This is a genomic window from Colwellia sp. MB3u-45, assembly GCF_014077005.1.
Classification (GTDB): Bacteria; Pseudomonadota; Gammaproteobacteria; order Enterobacterales; family Alteromonadaceae; genus Cognaticolwellia.
This window is the reverse complement of record NZ_JACGVC010000053.1, coordinates 268,121-293,466: the sequence shown is the minus strand read 5'-3', so window position 1 is coordinate 293,466 and position 25,346 is coordinate 268,121. Positions and strand designations below refer to the sequence as shown.

General features: G+C 40.1%; 21 protein-coding genes and 5 tRNA genes. 2 read left to right on the top strand and 24 right to left on the bottom strand.

Translation table 11 applies throughout. The features are described from left to right. Positions 1-217: 217 nt before the first annotated feature. The 20 genes from nusG to argC all read right to left on the bottom strand — a co-directional run bounded on the left by nusG (position 218) and on the right by argC (position 18,201). Positions 218-796, bottom strand: a complete 579-nt coding sequence (gene nusG, locus H4J41_RS16480) for a transcription termination/antitermination protein NusG (protein WP_126667296.1) — start codon at positions 794-796, stop codon at positions 218-220. A 9-nt stretch (positions 797-805) separates the two neighbouring features. After that, complete coding sequence (gene secE, locus H4J41_RS16475; protein WP_182137224.1) at positions 806-1,189, bottom strand: preprotein translocase subunit SecE; 384 nt, start codon at positions 1,187-1,189, stop codon at positions 806-808. 108 nt (positions 1,190-1,297) lie between these two features. Next, positions 1,298-1,374, bottom strand: a tRNA-Trp gene (locus H4J41_RS16470). Positions 1,375-1,759: 385 nt separating this feature from the next. Beyond that, complete coding sequence (gene tuf / locus H4J41_RS16465; RefSeq protein WP_182137223.1) at positions 1,760-2,944, bottom strand: elongation factor Tu; 1,185 nt, start codon at positions 2,942-2,944, stop codon at positions 1,760-1,762. A 77-nt stretch (positions 2,945-3,021) separates the two neighbouring features. After that, positions 3,022-3,097, bottom strand: a tRNA-Thr gene (locus H4J41_RS16460). Between the two features lie 16 nt (positions 3,098-3,113). Further along, positions 3,114-3,188 (bottom strand) — tRNA-Gly (locus H4J41_RS16455). A gap of 29 nt (positions 3,189-3,217) precedes the next feature. Further along, a tRNA-Tyr gene (locus H4J41_RS16450) sits at positions 3,218-3,302 on the bottom strand. Between the two features lie 34 nt (positions 3,303-3,336). Next, a tRNA-Thr gene (locus H4J41_RS16445) sits at positions 3,337-3,412 on the bottom strand. Between the two features lie 134 nt (positions 3,413-3,546). Beyond that, positions 3,547-4,281 (bottom strand): type III pantothenate kinase, encoded by a 735-nt coding sequence (locus H4J41_RS16440; RefSeq protein ID WP_182137222.1) that lies wholly within the window; start codon positions 4,279-4,281, stop codon positions 3,547-3,549. Continuing rightward, positions 4,278-5,252, bottom strand: coding sequence for a bifunctional biotin--[acetyl-CoA-carboxylase] ligase/biotin operon repressor BirA (gene birA / locus H4J41_RS16435; protein ID WP_182137221.1), 975 nt, complete (start codon positions 5,250-5,252; stop codon positions 4,278-4,280). Before birA ends, H4J41_RS16440 begins: the two co-directional genes overlap by 4 nt. Then, on the bottom strand, positions 5,249-6,283 hold the full coding sequence (gene murB / locus H4J41_RS16430; protein ID WP_182137220.1) for a UDP-N-acetylmuramate dehydrogenase: 1,035 nt from the start codon (positions 6,281-6,283) through the stop codon (positions 5,249-5,251). The genes birA and murB overlap by 4 nt, the downstream gene beginning before the upstream one ends. Positions 6,284-6,353: 70 nt before the next feature. Further along, positions 6,354-8,513 carry a polysaccharide biosynthesis tyrosine autokinase gene (locus tag H4J41_RS16425; protein ID WP_182137219.1) on the bottom strand — a complete coding sequence of 720 codons (2,160 nt, stop codon included), beginning with the start codon at positions 8,511-8,513 and terminating at the stop codon, positions 6,354-6,356. Next, a complete protein-coding gene (locus H4J41_RS16420; RefSeq protein ID WP_182137218.1) occupies positions 8,510-9,019 on the bottom strand; it encodes a polysaccharide biosynthesis/export family protein in 510 nt (169 codons plus the stop codon). The genes H4J41_RS16425 and H4J41_RS16420 overlap by 4 nt, the downstream gene beginning before the upstream one ends. 222 nt (positions 9,020-9,241) lie before the next feature. Further along, on the bottom strand, positions 9,242-10,405 hold the full coding sequence (locus H4J41_RS16415) for an outer membrane beta-barrel protein (RefSeq protein WP_182137217.1): 1,164 nt from the start codon (positions 10,403-10,405) through the stop codon (positions 9,242-9,244). Positions 10,406-10,616: 211 nt separating this feature from the next. Then, positions 10,617-11,924: an amino-acid N-acetyltransferase gene (argA, locus tag H4J41_RS16410; protein ID WP_182137216.1), complete on the bottom strand. Its 1,308-nt coding sequence runs from the start codon at positions 11,922-11,924 to the stop codon at positions 10,617-10,619. Positions 11,925-12,054: 130 nt separating this feature from the next. Next, entirely contained in the window at positions 12,055-14,016 is a 1,962-nt protein-coding gene (gene argH, locus H4J41_RS16405; protein ID WP_182137215.1) for an argininosuccinate lyase, read from the bottom strand. 18 nt (positions 14,017-14,034) lie between these two features. Continuing rightward, positions 14,035-15,279 carry an argininosuccinate synthase gene (locus H4J41_RS16400; protein ID WP_182137214.1) on the bottom strand — a complete coding sequence of 415 codons (1,245 nt, stop codon included), beginning with the start codon at positions 15,277-15,279 and terminating at the stop codon, positions 14,035-14,037. A 110-nt stretch (positions 15,280-15,389) separates the two neighbouring features. After that, complete coding sequence (locus tag H4J41_RS16395; protein ID WP_182137390.1) at positions 15,390-16,304, bottom strand: ornithine carbamoyltransferase; 915 nt, start codon at positions 16,302-16,304, stop codon at positions 15,390-15,392. Positions 16,305-16,372: 68 nt separating this feature from the next. Further along, positions 16,373-17,164, bottom strand: a complete 792-nt coding sequence (gene argB, locus H4J41_RS16390) for an acetylglutamate kinase (protein ID WP_182137213.1) — start codon at positions 17,162-17,164, stop codon at positions 16,373-16,375. Beyond that, positions 17,164-18,201, bottom strand: a complete 1,038-nt coding sequence (gene argC / locus H4J41_RS16385; protein WP_182137212.1) for an N-acetyl-gamma-glutamyl-phosphate reductase — start codon at positions 18,199-18,201, stop codon at positions 17,164-17,166. Before argC ends, argB begins: the two co-directional genes overlap by 1 nt. A gap of 314 nt (positions 18,202-18,515) precedes the next feature. Between argC and argE the strand changes: the two genes are divergently transcribed. Beyond that, on the top strand, positions 18,516-19,676 hold the full coding sequence (gene argE, locus H4J41_RS16380; RefSeq protein WP_182137211.1) for an acetylornithine deacetylase: 1,161 nt from the start codon (positions 18,516-18,518) through the stop codon (positions 19,674-19,676). An 84-nt stretch (positions 19,677-19,760) separates the two neighbouring features. On the opposite strand, the gene H4J41_RS16375 is transcribed toward argE, so the two are convergent. Beyond that, entirely contained in the window at positions 19,761-21,209 is a 1,449-nt protein-coding gene (locus H4J41_RS16375) for a hypothetical protein (RefSeq protein WP_182137210.1), read from the bottom strand. A gap of 421 nt (positions 21,210-21,630) precedes the next feature. On the opposite strand from H4J41_RS16375, the gene H4J41_RS16370 reads away from it, so the two are divergent. Beyond that, positions 21,631-21,822 carry a DUF2970 domain-containing protein gene (locus H4J41_RS16370; protein WP_404842455.1) on the top strand — a complete coding sequence of 64 codons (192 nt, stop codon included), beginning with the start codon at positions 21,631-21,633 and terminating at the stop codon, positions 21,820-21,822. Positions 21,823-22,003: 181 nt separating this feature from the next. Here H4J41_RS16370 and H4J41_RS16365 read toward each other — a convergent pair whose 3' ends face one another. The 3 genes from H4J41_RS16365 to aroB all read right to left on the bottom strand — a co-directional run bounded on the left by H4J41_RS16365 (position 22,004) and on the right by aroB (position 25,344). Then, positions 22,004-22,819 carry a Dam family site-specific DNA-(adenine-N6)-methyltransferase gene (locus H4J41_RS16365; protein ID WP_182137208.1) on the bottom strand — a complete coding sequence of 272 codons (816 nt, stop codon included), beginning with the start codon at positions 22,817-22,819 and terminating at the stop codon, positions 22,004-22,006. A gap of 79 nt (positions 22,820-22,898) precedes the next feature. Beyond that, a complete protein-coding gene (locus H4J41_RS16360; protein WP_182137207.1) occupies positions 22,899-24,254 on the bottom strand; it encodes a hypothetical protein in 1,356 nt (451 codons plus the stop codon). 22 nt (positions 24,255-24,276) lie between these two features. Then, positions 24,277-25,344, bottom strand: a complete 1,068-nt coding sequence (aroB, locus tag H4J41_RS16355; protein WP_182137389.1) for a 3-dehydroquinate synthase — start codon at positions 25,342-25,344, stop codon at positions 24,277-24,279. Positions 25,345-25,346: the final 2 nt, after the last annotated feature.

Sequence of the window (25,346 nt, the reverse complement as noted above, 5' to 3'; positions counted from 1 at the left end):
GGAAGAAAAAAAGAAGGACGACAGGAGAAAGTATAGATCAGGGCATCTTTAAATTTTTTCAGTCTCTACTCATTCCCTTCTCATTGTTTCCTCCCTGTAAAAACATAAATAAAATAGTGCACAGGAAGAAAAAAGACAGGACTGAAGCAGAAGGCATAGATCAGAGGATATAAAAAAGCCAGAGTAAAAACTCTGGCTTTTTTGGGAATATTTATTGCTAGCCTTTTTCGACTTGCCCAAATTCCAAATCAACAGGTGTTGAACGACCAAAAATAAGCACAGAGACTTTAATACGATTTTTCTCGTAATCAAGTTCTTCAACCACACCATTAAAGTCAGCAAATGGACCGTCAATAACACGTACCACTTCACCTGGTTCGAACAATGTTTTAGGCTTAGGTTTGTCAGTGTCCTCAAGGCGTTGTAAAATGCGATCCGCCTCTTTTTGTGAAATAGGTGCTGGTCTTTCTTTAGTGCCACCAATAAAACCTAATACACGCGGCACACTTTTAACTAAATGCCATGATTCATCGTCTAATTCCATATGAACTAAGACATAGCCTGGAAAGAATTTACGTGAACTTTTACGCTTTTGCCCGGCGCGCATTTCAATAACTTCTTCAGTCGGCACAAGAATTTCACCAAACTTTTCTTCTAAACCATGAATACCAATATGCTCAAGCAATGTTTTTTGTACACGGCCTTCATAGCCAGAGAACGCTTGGACTACATACCAACGTAATTTAGGATTGTTATTTTTTTCAGGCGTATCTGTAATTGTAATTTCTTCAGTCATGACGGTACCTTAACCTACTTTTAATCCAGTAATTAATCCAACAACCCAGAACAGAACTGAATCTAAACCCCAAAGTAATAAAGACATAATTAATGTTGCTACTAATACTATACCCGTTGTTTGCACGGCTTCTTGACGCGTTGGCCAAACCACTTTGCGTACTTCAGTACGAGACTCTTTAGCAAATGCTACAGCTGTACGGCCTTTAACTGTTTGCATAGCAATAAGCCCTGCAATAACAATAGCAGCAACTACCGCTATAGCGCGCACGAGAACTGATTGTTCAGCAAAAATGTAATTACCAAAAACAGCGCCAGCTAGAAGTAAAACGATTACGCTCCACTTTAAAAAATCAAATGAACCACTTGGTTCAGCTTCAGTACTTGCATTCATATCTACTACCCGTAATTACATGTCTAATCTAAGACAAAGCACCCCGATACAATCGGAGTTAAAATCTAAAGCCCCTATTATTTTATTAATAAGCACTTTACTCAAAAATGGCAGGGGTAGAGAGATTCGAACTCCCAACCGTCGGTTTTGGAGACCGCTGTTCTACCAATTGGAACTATACCCCTTCAATCTGTACTTACACTTACCGAGTGATTCTTAGTTGTTTGGGAATTAAGAGAGACTCTAGAAGTGAGGCGCTATTATACTAATCAAAATATTTTACTCAAGGACTATTTTCGAGTTTTAACTAGATGCTGTATCAGCCTTGATTTTTCACCCTGCTTATTGGCTTTTATAAATAACATTGACACGCAAAAATCTGCAAAAAAAAGCCGACTAAGCGGCTTTTTTATCGCCTTAACGTGTTCTAAAATCAAGCAACGTTACGTTAAGGTAACAGCAGATACCAGACCAACAACTATTGACCTATTGCCACTTCACTATAGCTCAACTAGAAAACAAAAAAGACGCCTAAGCGTCTTTTTTTTATCGTGTTAATGTCTTCTAAAATTAAGCAATAATTTTAGATACAACACCAGCACCAACTGTACGACCACCTTCACGGATAGCGAAGCGTAAACCTTCATCCATCGCAACTGGGTTGATAAGCTCTACAACAAACTTCAAGTTGTCGCCTGGCATTACCATTTCAACACCTTCAGGAAGCTCTACTGCACCAGTAATATCCGTTGTACGGAAGTAAAACTGTGGACGGTAGCCTTTAAAGAATGGCGTATGACGACCACCTTCATCTTTGCTTAGTACATAAACTTCTGACTCAAACTTAGTATGAGGTAAAATTGAACCAGGCTTACATAGTACTTGACCACGTTCAACGTCTTCACGCTTAAGACCACGAAGAAGAACACCACAGTTCTCGCCAGCACGACCTTCGTCAAGAAGCTTACGGAACATTTCAACACCAGTACAAGTAGATGTTTGTGTGTCACGAATACCAACAACTTCAACTGCGTCGCCGATTTTAACAATACCGCGTTCAACACGACCTGTTACAACCGTACCACGACCTGAGATTGAGAATACATCTTCGATAGGCATGATGAATGCTCCGTCGATTGCACGCTCTGGCTCTGGAATGTAGTTATCTAATGCATCAGCAAGTTCGATTACTTTCGCTTCCCATTTCTCGTCGCCTTGAAGAGCGCCAAGTGCTGAACCTTGAATTACCGGTAAATCATCACCTGGGAAGTCATATTCAGAAAGAAGTTCACGAACTTCCATTTCTACTAATTCTAATAATTCATCATCATCAACAACATCACATTTGTTCATGAATACTATGATGAAAGGTACGCCAACTTGACGTGATAACAAGATGTGCTCACGTGTTTGTGGCATAGGACCATCTGTAGCAGCAACTACTAAGATAGCGCCATCCATTTGTGCAGCACCGGTAATCATGTTTTTGATGTAATCGGCGTGACCAGGACAATCTACGTGCGCGTAGTGACGTGCAGCTGTATCGTACTCAATGTGAGAAGTGTTAATGGTAATACCACGTTCACGTTCTTCAGGAGCGTTATCGATTTGTGCGAAGTCTTTAACTTCACCGCCGTGAACTTTAGTTAATACCGCAGAGATAGCGGCTGTTAAAGTTGTTTTACCGTGATCGACGTGACCGATAGTACCAACGTTAACATGCGGTTTTAAACGTTCAAATTTTGCTTTAGCCATCTTAAAGTACCTCTGGGTAGATTAAATCTATTAATTTCTTAGTCAACATTGATTAATCTATAGAAGGCCTAAAGAAGTGGTGCTGATAGGCAGATTCGAACTGCCGACCTCACCCTTACCAAGGGTGCGCTCTACCAACTGAGCCATATCAGCATTTCTCTATAAAGACTGGAGCGGGTGGCGGGAATCGAACCCGCTTCATCAGCTTGGAAGGCTGAGGTAATAGCCAGTATACGACACCCGCTAAATTCTATCAGATTATCTCTGTTAAAATGGTGGAGGGAGGTGGATTCGAACCACCGAAGGCTGAGCCGTCAGATTTACAGTCTGATCCCTTTGGCCACTCGGGAACCCCTCCAAATTTTAATACCACATTACAAGTAATGTATTAATGGTGCCGACTGCCGGAGTCGAACTGGCGACCTACTGATTACAAGTCAGTTGCTCTACCAACTGAGCTAAGTCGGCACTACATTAAGTGGTGCGAATTCTAGAGTAATGTTTTCGTGCTTGCAACAGCAAAATGCAAATAATAAGCATGTTTTTATGCGTTTGATGGTTTTTTACCCACAATCACAAATTTTTAACTATAAACACAGATCTTAACGCGCTTGAAAACAGCTTAAACCAAGAAAAACTAACTTGGGTTCAAGTTGACAGTGCTCAGCCATTAGCTTTGCAATCTGTTCACCATTGCCGCCAGTTATCAGTACCTTGTCAAGTGTTAACAAACTATTTGCTTGAATAATAGCTTCTTTAACCGCCCCTATGGTCATCGCCCAACTACCATGGTTCAAACAATTTGAGCTGTCCTGACCAAAAGATATACTTGCGGTAACTTTAGGTGTGGCGATAATTTTAGTGGTGCGGGTTAATAAACTATCAAATAGGGTTTGTACGCCCGGCATGATCCAGCCACCAAAATGCTGACCATTCGCCGCTAACAGATCAACCGTTGTCGCAGTGCCAGCATCGATAATAAGTAAGTTATTTTGTGGATAAAGCTGTTTCGCCCCTATCATAGCCAGCCAACGATCAACGCCTAGGCTTTCTGGCTGCTGATAAGACGAGGATATTCCAAACGCGCTTGCTGAACTCTGTACTTGTACAAAAGCAATATTATAGTCTGTTACCCACTTTTCGATCGCATCATGCACTTCACTACCATGCACGTTAGCAAGAATAACTTCGCTCACTTGTGAAAATTTACCTTGCGATAACTGTGCTTGAAAAGCGTGATAGTTGAGATAAACAATGTCAGAAAGTGGCGCAGAAACACCCAATGCTTGAAAAACATATTTTACCTGGGTATTACCGACATCAATTAACAGCCTCATAACCCAGCCCTTAGACTAACTTCACCACCATACACAGGACTTACTTGGCCATTTACCTCCAACATTAATGCCCCTTGGCCGTTAATACCGCGACAAATACCCCGAGTGACTTTCTCACCCGTAATCAAAGCAACAGGTTTGTTAATGTAGAAATCTTGTGCATGCCACTGAGTCACCATAGTATTGATGCCCGTTTCGCTATGCACTTTTAAACGCCTATGTAAGGCTGCAATGATGCTGGCCGCTAACATGTTTCGATCAATATCAACACCTATAGCGCTCGACAAATCAATCCAGGGTTGATCGACTAATACAGCACTCTTGGCGGGCATTTTAATATTGAGGCCAATGCCAATAACACAATGACAAGGCTCCATCGCTTGACCTTCAAGATCAATTAAAATGCCAGCAAGTTTAACACCATTGAAATAAATATCATTTGGCCACTTCAATTCAACATCCACTTGATAAAGTGCTTTTATTGCATCACTCACCGCCAATGCCGCCACAACGCTTAACCCCATGGCTGCTGACATACCTTGTTCTAAATACCAATACATTGACAAGTAAATGTGTGAGCCAAAAGGTGAAATCCATTGTCGCCCCCTGCGTCCTCGACCAGCACTTTGATATTCAGCAATACACACTTGCCCGATAACATTTTGGTTCGGCAAACGGCGCATTAAATAACTATTAGTTGAGTCGATTAAGTTATGAACTTCTACCTTGGCGCTAGTATTTTGCTCGGCCAATTCTGCAACGATGAGACTTTCGTTGAGCAGTTCAATGGGTTCGGCTAATCGATAGCCTTTGCCGGTGACACTAAAAATATCAAAGCCCATTTCTTGTAATGCACTAATATGCTTTGAAATAGCCGCGCGACTGACGCCAAGCTCTTCGCCTATGGCTTGCCCCGACAAAAACTCACCTTTAACCAATTTTTTAATCAACTGCTCACGAATTGCTTTCATTGTTGACACCCTGTGTTGATACGACTTAGCTCACCATCAGCGCCAATAAATCTAACTTCTGGTATCAATTGAAGATTAAATTTGGCCATGATTGTTTCCTGAATATAGACTGACAAGGCGACAACATGCTCACCCTGCTTACTGTCATAGTTAATGATCACTAAGGCCTGGTTTTCATGTACCCCCACACCCCCGTCACGAAAACCTTTAAGACCGGCTTGCTCAATCAGCCAACCTGCGGCTAACTTTATTTCACCACTGTGTTGTCGATAATAAGGCATCTTCGGATACTGCTGCTGTAAAGCATGAAAAAAATCTTCACTCACCAGCGGATTTTTAAAAAAGCTGCCGGCATTAGGCAGTAGTTTAGGCTCAGGTAGTTTTGCCTGACGTAACTGGATAACTTTTGCCATAATAGCCTGCGGAGTCACAGGGGCAATAATAGTGTTTAAGCCCTGATAACTGTCGACTGGCTGCCAAGCTTTTGGCAATAAAAAATGCACCTGGGTAATAATACCTTTGCCGTTTAATGCCTGTTTAAAAATACTGTTACGATAGCCAAATTGACAGGCGGCGTTACTATAATCTATCAACTTTTTCTTGGCAAAATCAAACCAAGTAACACGTTCAATAAAGTCACTCACCTCAATACCATAAGCACCGATATTTTGTACCGGCGCGGCCCCCACACTGCCAGGGATTAAGGCCAAATTTTCTAAACCGTATATAGCGCGATTACTGCAAAACAAAACCAAGTTATGCCAATTTTCACCACAAGCGGCACTGACCTGAAAATATTCATCGTGTTCAGTGACTTCAATACCCATTAAGCTGGGCTTAATAATGGTTGGCGCCTTCGCTTGGCAGAATAAGGTGTTTGTACCTTCACCAAGAATATAAGACCTGAGCGCTTTATCCGTGTTTATTTCAAACAGTTCTTTAACGGTAGATGGGAACAGTATCTCAGCGGTGACGGCTGGCACATTTAAGCTATTTAATGCTTGTAGAGGGAAGTTAGCGCGTGTTTTCATAACAGTGACTATAAAAAATTTGTCTTATTGTACGCAAAAATAGCCTTCGCATAAACTCTATTAGGTGCAGTTAACCGCGCTTTCTTGCTGAAAGATTAATGATATTATGATCTTGAGTGTAATATTTATTCTGATATTCGTCGGTAGCAATATTTTCACTGTGGTTAATCACCACACCTTCAATAGGTGCATTAACCTGTTTCAGCATTTTAAGACCCGCCGATATTTGTTCTCGCTTGGTTTTATTACCATGGACAACATATAAGACACTGTCGACTAATTTAGAGATAATCACTGCATCACTGACGACATTAACCGGCGGAGTTTCAATAATAATACGGTCATAAAAGTTACCAAAAACCTTTATTAGCGTGCTAAAGCGCTTCATAGAAAGAAAAACCAGCGGGTTAGCCGGGGTAATGCCCGAAGTCAAAATGTCTAATTTGACGTTTTTATCACGAATAATACATTCATGAATTTGATGTGTGTTGGCCAACAAATTTGAAAGACCTGGACGATATTCATTCAAATTCATATTTTTAGCTATGGTCGGGTGGCGCATGTCCGCTTCAATAAGTAGCACCTTTTCCATCTCACTAAACGAGCGAGCAAGATGAAGAGCAACAGTAGACTTGCCTTCACTGGGCACTGAAGAGGTAACGGCAATTATTTTAGCTGGGGTGGTTTCACTGTTAAATAGTAAGGCGGTTCGTAAGGTGCGAATAGCTTCTGTAAAGCGATTGTCCGTGCTGTAGCTGTCGTCTTTTAGTGCCTGTGAACTCGCCTGAATTTTTGGTAAAACCGCAATAATGGGTGCTTCATTGAAATTATCCAGTTTGTGTCGAGAGTTAAGTGTATCCATTAAGAATTCACGCATAATAATAATAATAGAGCTCAACATAATGGCGAGGAGAAACGCCAGCACTATCATCAAAGACTTCTTAGGAGCAAACGGGCTTTTGGGCACAATTGCCTTATCAATAAAGCGCACATAAAAATTCGCTTTGTAGTTATCCATAGCATCAGCTGCTTTTAAGCGCACCAAATAATTGCTATAAAGCTCTTTGTTAGTGTCAACTTCACGGCTGAGCTGCGAAAATTTATTTTGTAAACGACTTAAACGTAAGTAATCTTTTTTCGCAGTCGCCAACCGCTGCTTTGTGCCATTGACTCTTTCTACCGCACTAAAATATTCTTTTTCTATGGCAATAACAATATCGAGAACTTGTTCCACAATGCCTTTGTTAAGGGCGATTAATTCGGCATGAACAGCAATTTTTTTAGGATGCTTGGGGCCGTAACGCTGGGATAGTTCAAACATTTTACGTTCAATTTTTTCTTTAGTTTGACGTAATTGCATTAACGTGGCATGACTACTAATTTCAGGTAAATCGCTTAACTTTTTAATATCCCCCTTGTGCTGTTGAATGTCTTGATAAGAAATCGCGAGGTCGTCTGCTACTTTTGTCGCTTTAAGTGCTGCAGAGCTTAACTCGGTTAATTTAGCGCCAACTAGACCAACAACGCCATGGATATCAACAATACCCTCAGCTTCTCGATAGGCTTGTAACGACAGCTCTGAGTTTTGCAACTTTTTTCCCAGCTCTTCAAGTTGATTAACCAACCAATCAGAGGTGGTTTCTTTTGAGGCACTATGAATTTCGTCTTGATACTCCAGGTAAGTAATACCCACCTGATTGGCTATTTCTTGTGACAACTGGGGCGAATAAGACCCATAAGATATATTCACTAGCTCAGTACCGACAATAGGAGCAATACTTAAATTTTGTTGAAATTGGCCAACAAGATCACTCACTGACGCCGTCGCACTGCGCTGGCCAATTCGAGCAAAAATGGCCAGTTTGTCATTATATTTCCCACTATTAAATGCTTGATGTTGCACCAAATCCAACTGAGATATTACCCGTTCGGCGAACTTACGCGAGCGTAATAATTCGAACTGTGTTTGAATCTGCTCCTTACTAGCGTTTGATTCATTAAAGGCATTGTTAATAGACAATGTATTGGCTGGCTTATTGGTACCGATTTGCAAAATAGCGCTAGCACGATATGAAGGCTTGAGTAATGAAGTATAAAAGGTGGTCAAACAAGTGATCACTAAGGTAAAAAATAAAATTTTCCAACGGCCCGCCCAAAGTGGCGTTAAAATTTCTTTTAAATCTATTTCACCATTTGTTGATAGCAAATGTTCATTTTCTAGTGTTTTCAAAAAAAACTTTGCTCAATTTCTATGATGTCATCAGGCAAGATCACGCTAGCAACATTGCCCTCAATAACCATTTTTTTGCCTGCAATTAATCTGGTGATATTCCACGACGACTTTGACGCTCGCGCGGCCAATCCACCAGCAATAGCAATGGCTTTATCTAAGGTTAAATCTTCCTGAAAGGGATAACCACCGGGGCGCTTAACTTGTCCGTGAATAAAAAAGGGCCGGTATTGAACAATAGACACCATTACTTGAGGATCTATTAAATAATCACCGCGTAAGCCGTTAGTTATTTTATTTGCTAAATTTTTTGATGAGATCCCCGTAACGACAATATCAGATAAAAACGGAAATGAAATAACACCTGATTTATTGACTTTAACTTGGGTGGTTAAATCTGCTTCGCCATAAACCATTATCTGAATTTGATCCCCAGCACCTAACTTATAATCATCGCCTGTTGCATGGCCGAGAAAAAACAACAAACAAAACATCAAAATTCGCATATTTCATCCAACTAGGTTAAAACTATTACATCACAGGTAAACTACTTATTAGTGATAGATAAACTCGCATTGTTATTACTATTACTGAGTTAAAAAAGTATTGAGTTCAACAAGTACTGAGTTCAAAACAATGAGTAACCAACATTAATAAGTTCACTTGCTACTACTACTACTACTACTACTACTAGCTATAAACCTGCATTAACTATCTTAATCAATTAACTACAATTTAATCTTCACACTTAAAGCCATTTTATTGTACGAGTAATCAATATTGACATCACGGGTGTCCAATGCCTGATAGTCATAACTCAATTGCAAACTCAATCTATCGCTATGTTGGTAAGCTAACGTCAAAGTAGAGAATAAATAATCTTCTTGCTCAGTGTTCTGGCGACTAATAAATTTTTCATTCGTCAGGCCTACTGTGGCCAAGACATTAAAACGCTCGGTAAACCCATGTTCAAAATCAATTTGCTGGCTTTGAACTAAGCGGTAACTACTGATTAACCGATAGCTTTCATCAAAGTGACGATTAGACACTATATGTACTCGAGTAAAGTCAGCAAGGCGCCAAATATAGTCAAAGCGCCACTTAAAAGCATGATCATCACGTAATCGGTTATCTGAAAATTTTAGCTGTTGATAACCCACTAAAAAATTTAACTCACTAATCACGGTACTAAACCACTTAACCCCCACTAAGGCTGTAATGCTATCTCGGTTACTGATGGGATCGTTCGGATATTCAGTGACTTTATAAGCAATATCAAATGCCAGAAAGGTTTTACCTGATAGCAAATAATCAAAGTTCGACTTAAAATTAAGTATTTCTGTGTCTAAACGACGAGTGTCTGTGCGGCGAGTAGTGAATTTATTTTCATGGTAGGTCAGGTCGAAATTTAATTTCCCTTGTGACTCAAACGTGCCATATTCGTAGCCAATACTAGCACCTATATTTTCTTTTTCATCACCTTTAGATAAAGCTTCAGCCTGGCTTAAAGATAAGCCCGTACCTCTATAGTTATAACTATTTAGCCAAAGAGCAGACATGTACAGTCGTTGATTTTGGCTAAACTTGAATTGATATGTAGGCGTGATGGTGAAATCGGTATGATCATCGTTGTTAAACTTATCAAAAAAGTAAGTGGCAAGTTTTGCATCAAAATTAAAAGCTGAATGTTGGCGGTTAGATGTTAAAGCTAAATCAGACGATAAGGTGTAATAAGCCGTACTTTGCTCATTGCGAGCTTGATAGAAAAAATTATCTATATAGCCCGCTTCAGAAGCTAAAGTAAACTCCGCATTATTATCAGATTCTGCCTGAACTAAAGCACTGAATGCGCTGATCGCAAAAAATATGGCAACAAGCCAAGAAAAATTCATATCTCAAATTTACCTGTTATTATTATTATAAAAATTGAAGAAGAAAATTAATCCAATTTATATTTATATGAAACCCAGTATGCACACAAAAAATATTTATTGAAATCATTTGTTATCAATTTGTTAATAAAATGATCTTTACCTACGGATTTTATAGACATAAAAAAAGCAACCTCTATGGTTGCTTTGCTTTTTAACTTTGAAAAAGTGATTAAATAATCTTAGTAAACGCCTTTGACTTACGCTGAATATTATACATTTTTTGCTTATCTTCCGGTAACTTGTCAATAGCTTGTTCACTGTAGCCTTGCTCAATAAACCAGTGTGCGCTAACCGTAGTCAAGACAAAAATTGACGTAAGATTCTGCCTTTTCGCCGCCTGTTCTAGTGCTTGAATAAGACGAATGCCCCGATTGCCACCACGATAATCTGGGTGAATAACTAAGCAGGCTATTTCACCTGTTCTTGCTTCTGGGTAAGGGTAAAGAGCCGCACAAGCGATGATAACATCTTCTTTTTTAATCACCGTAAAACGGTCGATTTCAATTTCAAGCAACTCGCGTGAGCGTTTAACCAGCACACCCTCTTCTTCCAGTGGCGCGATTAATTCTACTATACCGCCAACGTCATCAATACCGGCAGCTGACAATTGCTCTTGATAGTCTTTGGCAATCAAGGTGCCTGCACCGTCACGAGTAAACAGCTCCTGTAATAAGGCGCTATCACTGGTGTAACTTACACTATGACAACGCTCTACCCCTTGTTTACCACACTGTATAATCGCTTGTAACAGTAACTGTTGAACATGATCTTCTTGCTCTGCAAGTAAATCACTAACGGTCGCTACCCCACAACTTCGAATTAAAGCCCCCTGTTTATCCAGTAACCCTGATTGTTCAGTTAACGTGATAAGTTTGTCAGCTTTTAACGCTATCGCGGTTTTTGCTGCTACATCTTCTAACGCTAAATTAAACACTTCACCCGTTGATGAATAACCCACAGGCGATAACAAGACTATTGAGCCAAAATTTAATTGGGTATTAATACCTTCAGCGTCAATTCGACGCACCAAGCCAGTATACTTAAAGTCAATGCCGTCACGCACACCAATAGGCTTAGCAATAACAAAATTACCGGTACTGACCCGAATTTGTGCACCATGCATAGGTGAGTTAACTAAGCCCATGGTTAATAAGGCTTCAATATGAATACGCAACGAACCTGTGGCGTCTTTTACCGCCGTTAAGGTTTCTGCGTCAGTAACACGTATATTACCTTCAATTTGTTGCGGTAGGGCACGAGCAATAAGTCGCTCTTCGATTTGCACGCGCGCACCATGCACCAAAACCAACTTAACACCCAAACTTCTTAACAAAGCTATATCATGAATGATATTGGCAAAATTTGGGTGTTGTATCGCCTCACCACCAAACATCAAGACAAACGTTTTACCACGATGAGCATTGATATAGGGCGCTGCACTTCTAAACCACTTTACATTATCTTCATTACTATTCATGACATCTGATCACTAATATCTATCGCTTATCTTAATACGTATATATAACTTATGAATAACTTATATATACCCGCTCGACTTCAAGGGGTAACTTTGTGCAAGTCGAGAACGGGTATAAACATTAAAGTGGCTAAACTTTTTCAGCACCACGATTAACAATATATTCCATGGCAACTTCATCTTCAGGGTTTTTATGTGGGCTTTGCTCACTGTCTTCTATGATGTTGTCTGCTAAAGAATTTTTATCAATCAAATTAAAACCTAACTGCTGGAAATAGCTTGGAATATAAGTCAGCACAATAATTTTTTGTAGCTGCATTTGATGAGCAAATTCTAATAAATATTGTACCAGTGCTTGGCCTTGACCTTGACGATGGGCGGCTTTATCAATCACTAGGCTACGAATCTCGGCAAGACCGGTTTGGTAGATATAGAGCGACGCACAGCCAACTACCGCGCCGTCAACTTCAGCAACAACAAAATTTTGCACTGCATGAATAATATTATCGCGACTGCGTGGCAGTATTTCCCCGCGCTCGGCCCAGTAATCGACCAAGGCTGAGATACTATCAATATCTGACATTCTTGCTCTGCGCACCGACATAGCTGCTGCACGCTGGGCATTTAAGCGTTGCTTCACTTGTTTTAGGGTTAAGTTAATTTGCGTTTTACTTGGCGCACCTAAGACTTGGGTATTTAAGGTATCTTGGTTGTCCGCTAAAATATTGCCTGACTGAACTTCTGCTAAGGCTTTGTCGACTTGCTGACGAGAAGTGCCGCCAATAGCGTCGCGCTTATCTAAACAAGATTCAATCGATAAATGTTGGTAGACATCTTGTTCAATTCTATCGCTAAATTTTTGCAGTTGTGCAATTGAAAAATCTTCCAAGGCGTGTCCCGCATCAATAGCCGCCAATACAACTTCACCAACAATATGATGCGCTTCTCGAAAGGGAATATCTTTACTGACAAGGTAGTCAGCAAGCTCGGTTGAGTTGGCATAACCTTGTTGAGCCGCCGCTAATGTACGCGCACGATTGACCGTTAAGCCTTCAGCAATTAATACCGCCATCTGCATGCATTCTTGCCAAGTATCAAGCGCATCAAATAAGCCCTCTTTATCTTCTTGCATGTCCTTATTGTAAGCCAGTGGTAAAGCTTTCATGGTCATCATCATACCGGTGAGTGAACCCATCACTCGCCCAGCTTTACCGCGTAGTAATTCACAAGCGTCTGGGTTTTTCTTTTGTGGCATTAATGACGAACCTGAGCTAACTAAGTCGCTCATTTCAACAAAACCGGCTTCACCTGAATTGTAAAAAACCAAGTCTTCTGCAAAACGCGATAAATGCATCATGCTAATACTGGCGGTTGATAATAATTCAATCACATGATCACGGTCTGAAACGGCATCTAAGCTATTCAGTGTGGCACTACGAAAGCCAAGATTATGGGCCAGTTTTTCACGATCAATCGGATAAGCGGTACCGGCTAAGGCGCCAGAGCCTAGGGGTGAAGTGTCAGCGCGATACAAGGCGTCTTTTAGGCGACCAATATCACGGTTAAACATCTCAACATAAGCCAAACACCAATGACCAAAGGTGATCGGTTGTGCGCGTTGCAAATGGGTGTAGCCTGGCAATACGGTATTACGCTCACGTTCAGCTAGGTCTAATACTGCCTGTTGCAAATTCACTAAGGCATAAAGTAAATCATTGCCCGTTTCTTTGCACCACAGTTTTAAATCGGTGGCTACTTGGTCATTACGACTGCGACCTGTATGTAACTTTTTGCCTAAGTCGCCAGTTTTTTCTATTAGGTTAATTTCCACCCAACTATGAATATCTTCTGCATCCGATGCTAAAATTTGCTTTGGATTTTCTTCAACGGAAGCTTTTAATGCTAACAATGCCGCTTTTAATTCTTCAAACTCTGCTTGGCTTAAGACATTAACCGTAGTTAATGCTTCTGCCCAGGCAATAGACCCAACAATGTCTTGCACTGCCAAACGATAATCAACAGGTAAAGAGTCATTAAACTTTTTAAACTGCACACTGGCTTGCTCTTTAAACCGTCCACCCCATAATGCCATTACTAAATTCCTCTACCTTTATTTTTTTGCCGTAATTACTGAGTCTGCTTGTTTAAGCGCGGTAATTCTACTGGATAAGCTAAACAAACGAATAAAACCTTCCGCATGTTTTTGGTCATAAACATCATCAGCGCCAAAAGTGGCAAACGCTTCTGAATATAAGCTGTTTGGTGAACGACGTTGAGTCACTTGTGCCATACCTTTATAAAGTTTGACGACGACATCGCCAGTAACTTTTTCAGCAAAAGAGGCGGCAGAAGCAAGTTGTGCCTTCGCAAGTGGTGTAAACCAACGACCGTCATAAATAACGTGTGAGAACTCATGACCAACAGATTCACGATACTTTAATGACTCTTTGTCTAGTATTAATGACTCTAGCCCTTTATATGCGGCCATTAAAACGGTGCCGCCGGGAGTTTCATAACAACCACGAGACTTCATACCCACTAAACGGTTTTCGACAATGTCGATACGGCCAACACCATGTGCAGCGGCTTTTTCGTTTAAATACATTAATGATTGATAAGCCGACATGGGCTCGCCATCGACGGCAACTAACTCACCTTTATCAAAGCTAAGCATTACCTTGCCGGCTTCGTTCGGTGCGTCCATAGGGTCAACTGTCATGGTCCACACTTCTTTTGAAGGCTCACACCAAGGGTCTTCTAACTCGCCACCTTCATGCGATATATGCCAAGCATTAGCGTCACGACTATAAATTTTAGTTAATGAAGCCGAACAAGGGATATTACGCTCAGCTAAATAATCTAATAGGTCTTCACGTGAAACCATGTCCCACTCACGCCAAGGAGCAATAACGGTTAGCTGCGGTGCTAAGGCAGCAAAACAAGCTTCGAAGCGCACTTGGTCGTTACCTTTACCCGTGCAGCCATGACAAACCGCATCAGCACCCACTTTTAAGGCAATTTCAATATGTGCTTTGGCGATCACTGGACGCGCCATTGAGGTACCTAATAAATACTGGCCTTCATAAACCGCACCCGTTTTAATGATAGGGTAAATATAGTCTTTAACATATTCTTCTTTTAAGTCAACTACATAACATTCTGAAGCACCCGAGGCGATGGCCTTTTCTTTAATGCCAACAAGCTCTTCTTCGCCCTGACCAACATCAGCACAAAATGCCACGACTTCACAGCCTTGATAATTCTCTTTTAACCAAGGGATGATAGCTGAGGTATCTAAACCACCTGAATAGGCCAGTACTACTTTTTTAATGTCTTTTTTTGCGGCTAAAGCCATGATTTTATTCCTTAACAATATTTTGTTGTCAAGCTAGCCAATAACGAGTCATTGGCTAGCTTGAAATGTTTTTTAAATTTAATTTGCTCATCTGCTTAGTAAAACAGAGATCAATCCGCTAATAAAGTCACTAACACCGCATTTTGTGCCCACATGCGATTTTCAGCCGACTGAAAAGCCACCGACATTTCACTGTCGAACAGCTCAGTGGTAATTTCTTCTTCAAGATGCGCGGGTTGGCAATGCATAACAATACTTGCCCCTGCGTTTGCCATCACTTGATGATTCACTTGATACGGTTTAAAGGTCGCTAAAATATCAGCGACATTGGTATTATCACCCATAGATATCCAGGTGTCAGTGTAAATAGCATCTTGTTGTCCTAATTCAGCTATATCGTGGGTTAAAGATAATTTAGTCCCTGATGCTCCACTAAAGCTCAAGGCTTTATTATACATTTGTTCATCAGGACCATGGCCTACTGGGCACACTAAAGTAAAATCAACCCCGACGATTGCTGCCATTAGCATTAATGAATTAGAGACATTATTTGCATCACCAATGTAAGCAAGTTTGATTTTGCTCAAATCAGAAAAATTTTCGGCTAAAGTAACAAAGTCAGCTAATGCTTGGCATGGATGATATACATCACACAAGGCATTAATCACAGGTACGCTGCCATGCTGTGCCAGTTGCTCTATCGAATTGTTGCTAAAAACTCGTGCAACAATAGCATCGGCATAACAAGAAAGGTTCTTAGCATAGTCGCTAACTCGCTCACGTTCACCTAATTTACCATTTTGTTGGCCTAAATACAGGGCATGACCCCCTAATTTATTAATGCCAATATCAAAACTAACATGGGTTCTTAGCGAGGGTTTTTCAAAAATCATGGCAACTGATTTACCCGCCAAAGCCTGAGAGTAATTTTCAGGTTGCTGTTTTATATCACGTGCTAAGGTAATTAAGTCGAGTATTTGTGCTTTATTTAGCTGATCATCAGCTAAGAAGTGTTGTAAGTTCATCAATCTTTAATCCTGTGCGAAACCGGTTAACAACTTGTCTTATGACAATTAAAATGGCTTATATGAAACTAACAACCATTAGGCTGTATACGAGTGCCGACACTGTCGCCGTTGAGCAAGTCGACAATTTGCTCAGGTGATTGCCAACTAGCAACCGCGATACTTCGTCGTAACTGATTCGCCGCTCGCAATGCTGCGTTTACTTTAGCGGTCATGCCTCCGGCAATAACGCCACTGGTAATAAGTTGTTCTGCTTGCTGAGCATTCAATGAACTTAAATACTCGCCCGTTGCCCCTTTAACGCCATTAACATCAGTCAACAGCAATAATTCAGCATTAAGCAACTGACATATCACTACCGCGGCATCATCAGCATTGACATTGACTAACTCACCATTGTCCAAAGCACCAATGGATGAAACAATAGGTAAAAATTTTGCTTTGAGTAGCGTATCTAATAACGCGCTACTAAAAGGTTTAGGTACACCGACTTGGCCTAATGCTAGAGGGCTTAAATGGCACTGCACCATTTGACCGTCGGTAAGTGACAAACCAACAGCGGGTAGTTTTAAACTCGCGGCACTGGCCACAATAGCTTTATTAACATTACCGGCTAGGGCACCACTAATAATCGGCATTTGCTCTTTGGGTGTCACTCGTAAACCGTGTTTTTTTTCAGTAACAAAACCTGCTTGAGCAAGCATTTCATCAACCACACAGCCACCACCGTGAACGATAACTACAGGTTGATCTTTTAAACTGGCAATTACGGTTAACAACGCAGCTAAGGCAGAGGTGTTGCCTTGATTGTAACCATCTAAAATAGCGCCGCCAATTTTGATCACAACAGGCTTCTTCATCAGTAATTCCCTGCGGTTAATAAGCTATATTCACTGGCTAAGCCTAAACTAATATTGGCACATTGTATGGCTTGTGACGCCGCCCCTTTTAACAAGTTGTCAATAGCGCAGCTCACCACCACCACCTGTTTTTCTTCATCAACTAACCAATGCACATCAGCAAATGGGCTATAGGCAACATTGTCTATTTTAGGCCAAGTGTTTACTATTCTGACCAATGGCGTGTCTTGATAGGCTTTTGTAAAGGCACTGTCAACTTGTTGACTAGTCACCCCAGCTTTTAACTGTAAGGTCACTGTCACTAATAGTCCACGTTTGTAAGGGGCTAAATGTGGATTAAAAATCACCTCAACGTTAGCTTCTTGACTAATTTCTGGCTGATGCCTGTGCTGCAAAATATTGTACGGGGTTAAACTCACTTCACAAAAACTTGTCGCTAATGACGCTGTACGACCGGCCCCCGTTACGCCACTAATACCATTAACCACAATTAATGAATTTTCTTGATGGAGATCATTGCTGGTGATGGGCTTTAACGCTAATAAACTCGCGGTCGGATAACACCCTGGCACAGCAATTAAATTGCTGGTAGCAATCTCGGCGGCTTGCCATTCGGCTAAACCATATTGAGCCTGTTGTAGTGCGTTTAACGCTTGATGTTCAAAACCATAATGCACGGGATATTGCTTAGCGTCTTTTAAACGAAAACCACCCGATAAGTCGAACACTTTAACATCTTCGTCAATAAAGGCTTGGGCCCATTGCGCACTAAACTCATGGGGTGTGGCAAAAAATACCGCATCAATCTTGTGTTTAGAAGCACTAATATGTTGCTCAAACCATTGTGGAGAAAAAGGCTCTAGCGGCAAATCACATATACCTTGCCAACGAGCATGTAATTGTGAAAAAGTTTGGCCACTAGAGGTACCATTTTCAGACACCAATAAATGTTGAATTGAGATTTTATTATGCTGTGTTAACAAGCCAATTAATTCAGCCCCCACATATCCACTTGCACCAATAACTACGACGTTCATTTACTTACCATTTTTTTACGATTAGAAACTAAAACTCACGGTACTATTTACCTGTAAATTTTGCAATTCTATTCAACTTTAAGCAATTATTCTCTCGCTTTATGACCAAAAACATATCACTATCTAGAGAATCAAGACTGACCAAAACTAATATTTGACACTAGTGTCTTGGCTTAGTTGAATACATTATAAACATTTTCATAGTGTGGTTAAATTAGGCTCTTTACATTAAGTTGCTAAAATACCACCATATAAATAGTTATGCAACAAATTAGCATAATTACCCAGTAAATAATTTTAGGTGCTTAAATATCATGAAAAAGCTCAATAAAAAACTCCCCAACTTTACCCAGGCCATTAGCCAATTAATAGCACAACCCAGTATTAGTTCTTCGCAGGCGAGCTGGGATCAAAGTAATGAAGGGGTAATAAATTTACTGTCAGCTTGGTTTGAAACCTTAGGCTTTACTGTCACTATTCAAGCGGTTCCACAGGCTAAAGGTAAGTTTAATATGTTGGCTAAATTAGGCACAGGCACAGGGGGTTTATTACTTGCAGGCCACAGCGACACTGTACCTTTTGATGAAAATAGCTGGTTATCCGATCCGTTAAAAATCACCGATAACGATAATAAACTTTTTGGCCTTGGTAGCTGCGACATGAAAGGTTTTTTTGCCTTTATTTTGCAAGTTTGCCAACATATTGACCTTAAAACATTAAACAAGCCATTATACGTTTTAGCCACTGCCGACGAAGAAACCACCATGGCTGGCGCGCGATTTTTTGCTAACAGTGGAATAATAAAACCTGACGTTGCCATTATAGGTGAGCCGACAAATTTAGTGCCTGTGGTAATGCACAAAGGTCATATGTCTCATAAAATTAGCATTAAAGGTCAGGCTGGACATTCAAGTAAACCGGCAAGCGGCGTTAATGCGATTGAAATAATGCATCAAGTGATGAATGAATTATTCAAACTCAGAGAAAAACTCAGCCTAAGCTATCAAAATGAAGCTTTTGATGTTCAAACACCTACGCTAAATTTAGGGGCTATTAGAGGCGGTGACAATGCGAATAGAATTTGTGGCCATTGTGAACTTGATATTGATATGCGCTCTTTACCCGGTATGAAAGATGAAGAGCTAGTGGCTTGGTTAGCAAAGGCCTTGCAGCCCATTGCGGAAAAATATCCTGGTCGACTCAGCATAGACGAGCTTGACCCTAGTTCACCGAGTTTTCAGCAAACCCCTGAAAGTGAATTAGTGCATACCGCCGAAAAACTTTCTGGTCATCATTGTTGTGCGGTAAATTACGCAACAGAAGCACCATTTATTCAACAATTGGGTTGCCAAACTATTGTTATGGGCCCAGGCTCGATTGATCAGGCACATCAACCTAATGAGTATTTAGCCCATAGTGAAATTACAAAAACTGAGCTATTACTGACTAAACTCATTCATCATTATTGTTTTTAATTTTTAGTACTTTTAGTCAGTCAAGCACAAAGCAGTTGGCAGAATAAAATTAAGCTTACCCGCTAATCTATACCCTATTTATGCTTAGCGGGCTCGACTCCAGAGCTTTTGGTTACCTATGTTCAAAAAGTACTCCCCTGGTTGCCAACAACGCGGCAATAAATCGCGTTCCTTACGTTCAAGATAATTTGATGACAATAAAGGTAGAATTTCATCTAATCTTGCTTTGCTTATATTGGAGCACTCTTGTGCTGTTTCTACAAAGTATAAATTATTGCTTTTTTTTACGACCAAGTCATGCCCGTGGCCAATGAAGGTCAATTGTCTTGATGCTATACGGCATTTAGGTTCATTAGGTTTTTCAGGGTAGAGCTGAGTGACTATCGCATATTCATAGCGCACGCCCTGGTCAATATCATTCGGGATGTAAATTACCCCAAACCCTTGTGGAAAATCGCCAGTGATTTGATATAAGGCATCAACAACCTGGCGACTACAACGGCCTGCTTCAGCGTTCTTATATAAGGCTTGGTATACTCTCGGTAATAATTTGTAGTTGTAGTTGTTTTTAGTTGATAAGACAATACCGGTATATATTTGCGGTATTTTTAATATGTTGCCCACACCTAACTTCGGCTGGAAACTACTCATTATAAGCTGCTTAACAAAGCACAAGGTCTGAGTTTGTGTACTATCAAAGGCCTCTCTTTCAGCTACAGAGTCACCTAGATAATTTACCACACCAATACCATTGAGAAGATAATTTATAGTTTCACGATAATTAATCTGCAATAAGGCTTTCCGCTCTTCAAGCTCTAAAGTGCGAAAACAGTCTAGTTTGCCATTAACACCTTGTATAATCTTCTGTGCATTAGGATGATAATGGCCAATATCTTGTAATATAGCGGCCATTAACACAGGTATTTTCACAAGATCTTTAAATTGACGTAAGGCCTCTGCACTGCCACTACTTAATTCGTTAAAATCAAAAGCGACAAGTGCCATTAATTCTTGCACTAAAGTGTCTTCGGATGAAAAATTTTTTAAACAGATTTGATCTAGTAACCTTAAAGCCAGTACAGCTCTATACAAAGGTTTACTGCGTTCGTTTTCAACTGCCACTTTACTGCCTTCGGTCGGCAATAATAACTGCATAGTGCCTAATAGCTCTGCTGATTTTCGCTTAGTTTCAGCCAAACTTTCACCTTCACAAAGTTCTAAGATATCTCGACAAATACGCTGCAAATGTTGAGCGCGTTCATTGCGCTCTGCGCTTAACATTGTTAAGTTTTTCTGCTGCTCACGTTCAAGCTTTAAAAGTTTCCTGTTACTTTTATCACTATCAATTTGTACTAACTTGGCTATTTCATTGTTAAGGCTCTTAACTTCGCCTTGAGAGAGCAACTCTAGATCGTAAAATGCTATAGCCCTTTCCAAAACAGAATCTTTTAAAGGACTAGGTCCGTAAATTTTAGTTAATAAAACTTTGACCTTAGTAGTAAACTTAGTATCACCAGAGAAATTTTTCAACATGAGTTCCATTCGTATAAGTAGTAGCTATTAAAATGATAGTGCCGTCGTCCTAACGCTTAATTAGCTAGCCCAGAACAAACAAAGTGTATAAGTATTAAGCTATATTTTATGCCTTTTGTGCTTAGGGTAGATCACTATTGTGCTCACTACATAGTGAATATATGCATGCGATTAATGACATGCTAAAAAAATGCAATTTTTCAACCCATGCTTGAGCGCTCAATCAGGTTCGTTAACAATCGATAATTATGCTTAACATTGAACAGATTAATTAAAATGTCAATACTAAAGTGCCCGGTGAGATGGAGCCTGACAAAATACGGTTACATTAGCTACACTTGAATGACACTGTGCATTAGAACATACTGACTAAACTTTACACTAATATACAAATTTGCCGCATTGGCAATTAAGGATAATGATGGCCTCAAGTAACTTTAAAGAAACCCTCAAAAGTGTTGGCGCAGCATTTTTTGGTGTGCAAAGTGATAAAAATAGAGAGCGAGACTTTACTCATGGCAAATTTAGTCATTTCATTATTGCGGGTTTAATTGCTGTGGTGTTATTTATAGCGGCCTTAGTTACCATTGTAAGTTTCGTTTTACCCAGCTAATATTTTTAGTATCACACCACTGAATTCGACTAAAATCTTAAGTAAAGCCATAAGTCACGCAAAACTCAATGATGCTAGCTCAATCTTACAACCAGATGGTATTACCCCCATCGCTTGCTGACTTTGGGTTATCCACTTTCATCAAGATGATATAAGCCATTGATTTGTGAGTTGGCGTTATTTAATAAAGCGCGAGTAACTCAAACACTTTATTGCGTGCATTACCTTTTTGACTAATCGTTCGTGACACTTCTATTGAGTGATGTTTTTTCGCATGCTGATATATTTTTCGTGTCCAGATAGTATCGTGATTACTGATCAATACTGATATTTTACGATTTTTGGTCACTTCTTCTACCGCATTGGCTAAATCAGCTTGTTCATCTAGCCCAAAGCCGTTACCTGAATAACTGGTAAAGCTCGCGGTTTTACTTAAGGGTACGTAAGGAGGATCGCAATAAATAACATCACCGGACTTCGCATGCGCAAAGGTTTGTCGATAACCGTCACAAATAAAAATCGCTTTGGCCGCTTTCTCTGCGAAATAGTGCAGTTCAGCTTCAGGAAAATACGGGCGCTTATATTGCCCAAAAGGAACATTATAACCACCAGATTTATTGTATCGACATAAGCCATTATAGCCATGACGATTCATGTAGAGAAACACTAGCGATCTAAAATAAGGGTCTGAGCTGGCATTAAAGTCTTTTCGCAGCTGATAGTAGCTTTCTGCCTGATTATTTTCAGGTGAAAACAATCGGCGAGCATCGGCGATAAATTTATCAGGTGTTCGCTGCACGATACGGTATAAATTGATCAGGTCTTGATTTATATCATTGAGTAAGTATTCGTCATAATCACTATTTAGAAACACAGAGCCGGCGCCAACAAAAGGTTCAATCAGACGATTTCCTTTTGGTAACATAGAATTTATGACATCGGTAAGCGCGTATTTACCACCCGCCCATTTTAAAAAAGCTCGATGTTTTTTCTTCATAGCACCTACAAATCCAAAAATTTAGCAACAGATACTTAGCATCTGAAAAGTAAGCGGGGATTGTATCCTGAATTAACCTTTATTGGGAGAGCAGAAATGCATTGATTTCGTTATTAATAACCGTAACTGGCTTTATCCAGGGTTGCCGTGCTAATAACGATTTTGGTAAAGCGGCTAAGGCAGATAGTGCTGCTGATTTTTCTGCATAGGCTAAGCTGGTGATAACCACTGACGGTTTATTATTTAATAAACGCTGATAAACTTGGTAGTCAATCCTTGTTAAGTCTTCAAGTAATGATTTTGGCAATGTTAAATCGCTATAAGCGGCAAATTGAATAACATAGCCAAGGTGATTACTGTAGTAGTCATTGTTAACGCTAACTTGATTCGCTCGCTTATTCTGCGCAATTATCGCTTGTAGTTTACGCCGACTCGCTGAAGGTTTAAGCACTGCACCATTGGCTTTTGCACTATTCATACTTTCTGCTGTGATCGCTGACATAACCTCAGCAGGTGAGGCCGGTAAACTCGGCATTTTTATTGGCAATACTGACAATGGATTAATTAACGACGAGTAAATGTCTTTAGGTCTGGCAGCAAGCTTAGTGTTTTCGATTTTAGTTTCAGTGGTTGGCCCAGCAACCTCAGCTTTATTCTCACGATTAATGGCTAACACCATAGTTTGTGGTTTTGCTAATACTTCAGTTAATGATATTTCTGCTTGTTTATTAGCGCTGATTAATTTCGAAAAATTAAAACTATCTAATTGCAATAAATTAATAACCAAGACGCCAAGGCCTAATAAAAAAACCAATGCGCTAATTAACCCTTTATTTTGATTAATAAACTGCCATTTTGGCTGAGTATTTTTAAATATTGCTGATGTGGTTGACAGAAGTTGGCCCGATTGTGCCGATAATAATGTCAGTTTATTGTCAAATAAACTTTTATTATTCGCCACAGTTTTACCCGCTTGTACTGAGCCAAACATCACAATGTTAACCACCAAATTGGCTTTTTTAGCGATAGCGGCTAATTGTGACAGTTCATGAAATATCTGTAATGATAAGTGCTGAGCACTGTCGAGCACAATACTAATGCCCTGCGGTGATTTTTTAGCTAAATTAATCACACTAACCGCTAAGGATATTTCTGGATCAAATAACTCACCGGTATATAACTGCTCGATTATACGACAACGAATTTGAATATTATTAAACTGTGCAGCAAGTGAGATATAGGCAGCATTATGCTGCTCGGGTAAACTGGCTAAAAACTGGCTAGCACTGGGCGCGCTTTGTTCAACGCTTTCGTCGATAACTAAAATAGCTTGTTTTGAAAAACGTAGAATATAGTCTATGCGGGCATGGGCACTAATTTTAGTGACACTGGTGTTATCATTAGATAGGCCAATATTTTTCATTAACGCTGACATGCTTCACCTATTCTGAATAAAATTACAGAATTTGTTGAAGGTGTTCCTCACTAACATCGTCATTAATTTCAGATTGGCCAATAGCTGTTGGAAGAATAAAACGTAGCTTTCCAGCTAAGTTCTTTTTATCACGACGCATATGACAAATAAATTCATCAAAACCCATATTTTCTGGCGCAATTAACGGTAAATCAAAAGCAGACAGCAAAGTTTCAATACGACGAAGATCTGACACTTCAAGCAAATTCATTGTTACTGATAACTTAGCAGCAAGTACCATGCCAGTAGCAACAGCTTCACCATGTAACCAATTACCATAACCTTGGTCAGCTTCAATAGCGTGGCCAAAGGTATGTCCTAAGTTTAATAAAGCACGCACACCGGTTTCTGTTTCATCTTCAGCAACAATATTCGCTTTGCATTGACAGCAACGTTCAATCATCTGCATTAAAATCTTATTTTCACCGGCTTTTATTGCATCAATATGCTGTTCAAGCCAAGTAAAAAAATCACCATCACCTAATATACCGTACTTAATAACTTCAGCCATACCGGCATTAAATTCTCTAATCGGTAAAGTTGCTAAGCTTGCTAGGTCAATAAATACCGCTTTAGGTTGATAGAACGCGCCTATCATATTTTTACCTAAAGGGTGATTAACGGCTGTTTTTCCGCCAACTGAGGAGTCAACTTGAGACAACACTGTAGTAGGGATTTGAATAAAATCAATACCGCGCTGATAACACGCCGCGGCAAAACCCGTGATATCGCCAATAACTCCACCGCCTAACGCAATTAAGGTCGTGTCTCTACCGTGATTACCTGCTAGCAGATGTGACATTATCCGTTCAAAATTCGCTAAGCTTTTCTGAGCTTCACCATCAGGTAATATCACTTCATCAAGGTCAAAATCCCTAAGGCTATGTTTAATTTGCTCAATATAAAGGGGTGCAACGATATCATTACTGACAATGCAAACACGCTTACTGCGGATGTGACTAGACAGCAGTTCACTATTTGCTAATAGTCCGCTGTCTATATAGATTGGATAACTGCGCTTACCGAGTTTAACCTGAAGTGTGGTCATAATTA

What these genes read in the sequence shown, in the direction of transcription:
- nusG (WP_126667296.1), bottom strand. Translation starts at nt 796, where the DNA reads ATGACTGAAGAAATTACAATTACAGATACGCCTGAAAAAAATAACAAT.
- secE (WP_182137224.1), bottom strand. Translation starts at nt 1,189, where the DNA reads ATGAATGCAAGTACTGAAGCTGAACCAAGTGGTTCATTTGATTTTTTA.
- tuf (WP_182137223.1), bottom strand. Translation starts at nt 2,944, where the DNA reads ATGGCTAAAGCAAAATTTGAACGTTTAAAACCGCATGTTAACGTTGGT.
- H4J41_RS16440 (WP_182137222.1), bottom strand. Translation starts at nt 4,281, where the DNA reads ATGAGGCTGTTAATTGATGTCGGTAATACCCAGGTAAAATATGTTTTT.
- birA (WP_182137221.1), bottom strand. Translation starts at nt 5,252, where the DNA reads ATGAAAGCAATTCGTGAGCAGTTGATTAAAAAATTGGTTAAAGGTGAG.
- murB (WP_182137220.1), bottom strand. Translation starts at nt 6,283, where the DNA reads ATGAAAACACGCGCTAACTTCCCTCTACAAGCATTAAATAGCTTAAAT.
- H4J41_RS16420 (WP_182137218.1), bottom strand. Translation starts at nt 9,019, where the DNA reads ATGCGAATTTTGATGTTTTGTTTGTTGTTTTTTCTCGGCCATGCAACA.
- H4J41_RS16415 (WP_182137217.1), bottom strand. Translation starts at nt 10,405, where the DNA reads ATGAATTTTTCTTGGCTTGTTGCCATATTTTTTGCGATCAGCGCATTC.
- argA (WP_182137216.1), bottom strand. Translation starts at nt 11,924, where the DNA reads ATGAATAGTAATGAAGATAATGTAAAGTGGTTTAGAAGTGCAGCGCCC.
- argH (WP_182137215.1), bottom strand. Translation starts at nt 14,016, where the DNA reads ATGGCATTATGGGGTGGACGGTTTAAAGAGCAAGCCAGTGTGCAGTTT.
- H4J41_RS16400 (WP_182137214.1), bottom strand. Translation starts at nt 15,279, where the DNA reads ATGGCTTTAGCCGCAAAAAAAGACATTAAAAAAGTAGTACTGGCCTAT.
- H4J41_RS16395 (WP_182137390.1), bottom strand. Translation starts at nt 16,304, where the DNA reads ATGAACTTACAACACTTCTTAGCTGATGATCAGCTAAATAAAGCACAA.
- argB (WP_182137213.1), bottom strand. Translation starts at nt 17,164, where the DNA reads ATGAAGAAGCCTGTTGTGATCAAAATTGGCGGCGCTATTTTAGATGGT.
- argC (WP_182137212.1), bottom strand. Translation starts at nt 18,201, where the DNA reads ATGAACGTCGTAGTTATTGGTGCAAGTGGATATGTGGGGGCTGAATTA.
- argE (WP_182137211.1), top strand. Translation starts at nt 18,516, where the DNA reads ATGAAAAAGCTCAATAAAAAACTCCCCAACTTTACCCAGGCCATTAGC.
- H4J41_RS16375 (WP_182137210.1), bottom strand. Translation starts at nt 21,209, where the DNA reads ATGTTGAAAAATTTCTCTGGTGATACTAAGTTTACTACTAAGGTCAAA.
- H4J41_RS16370 (WP_404842455.1), top strand. Translation starts at nt 21,631, where the DNA reads ATGGCCTCAAGTAACTTTAAAGAAACCCTCAAAAGTGTTGGCGCAGCA.
- H4J41_RS16365 (WP_182137208.1), bottom strand. Translation starts at nt 22,819, where the DNA reads ATGAAGAAAAAACATCGAGCTTTTTTAAAATGGGCGGGTGGTAAATAC.
- H4J41_RS16360 (WP_182137207.1), bottom strand. Translation starts at nt 24,254, where the DNA reads ATGTCAGCGTTAATGAAAAATATTGGCCTATCTAATGATAACACCAGT.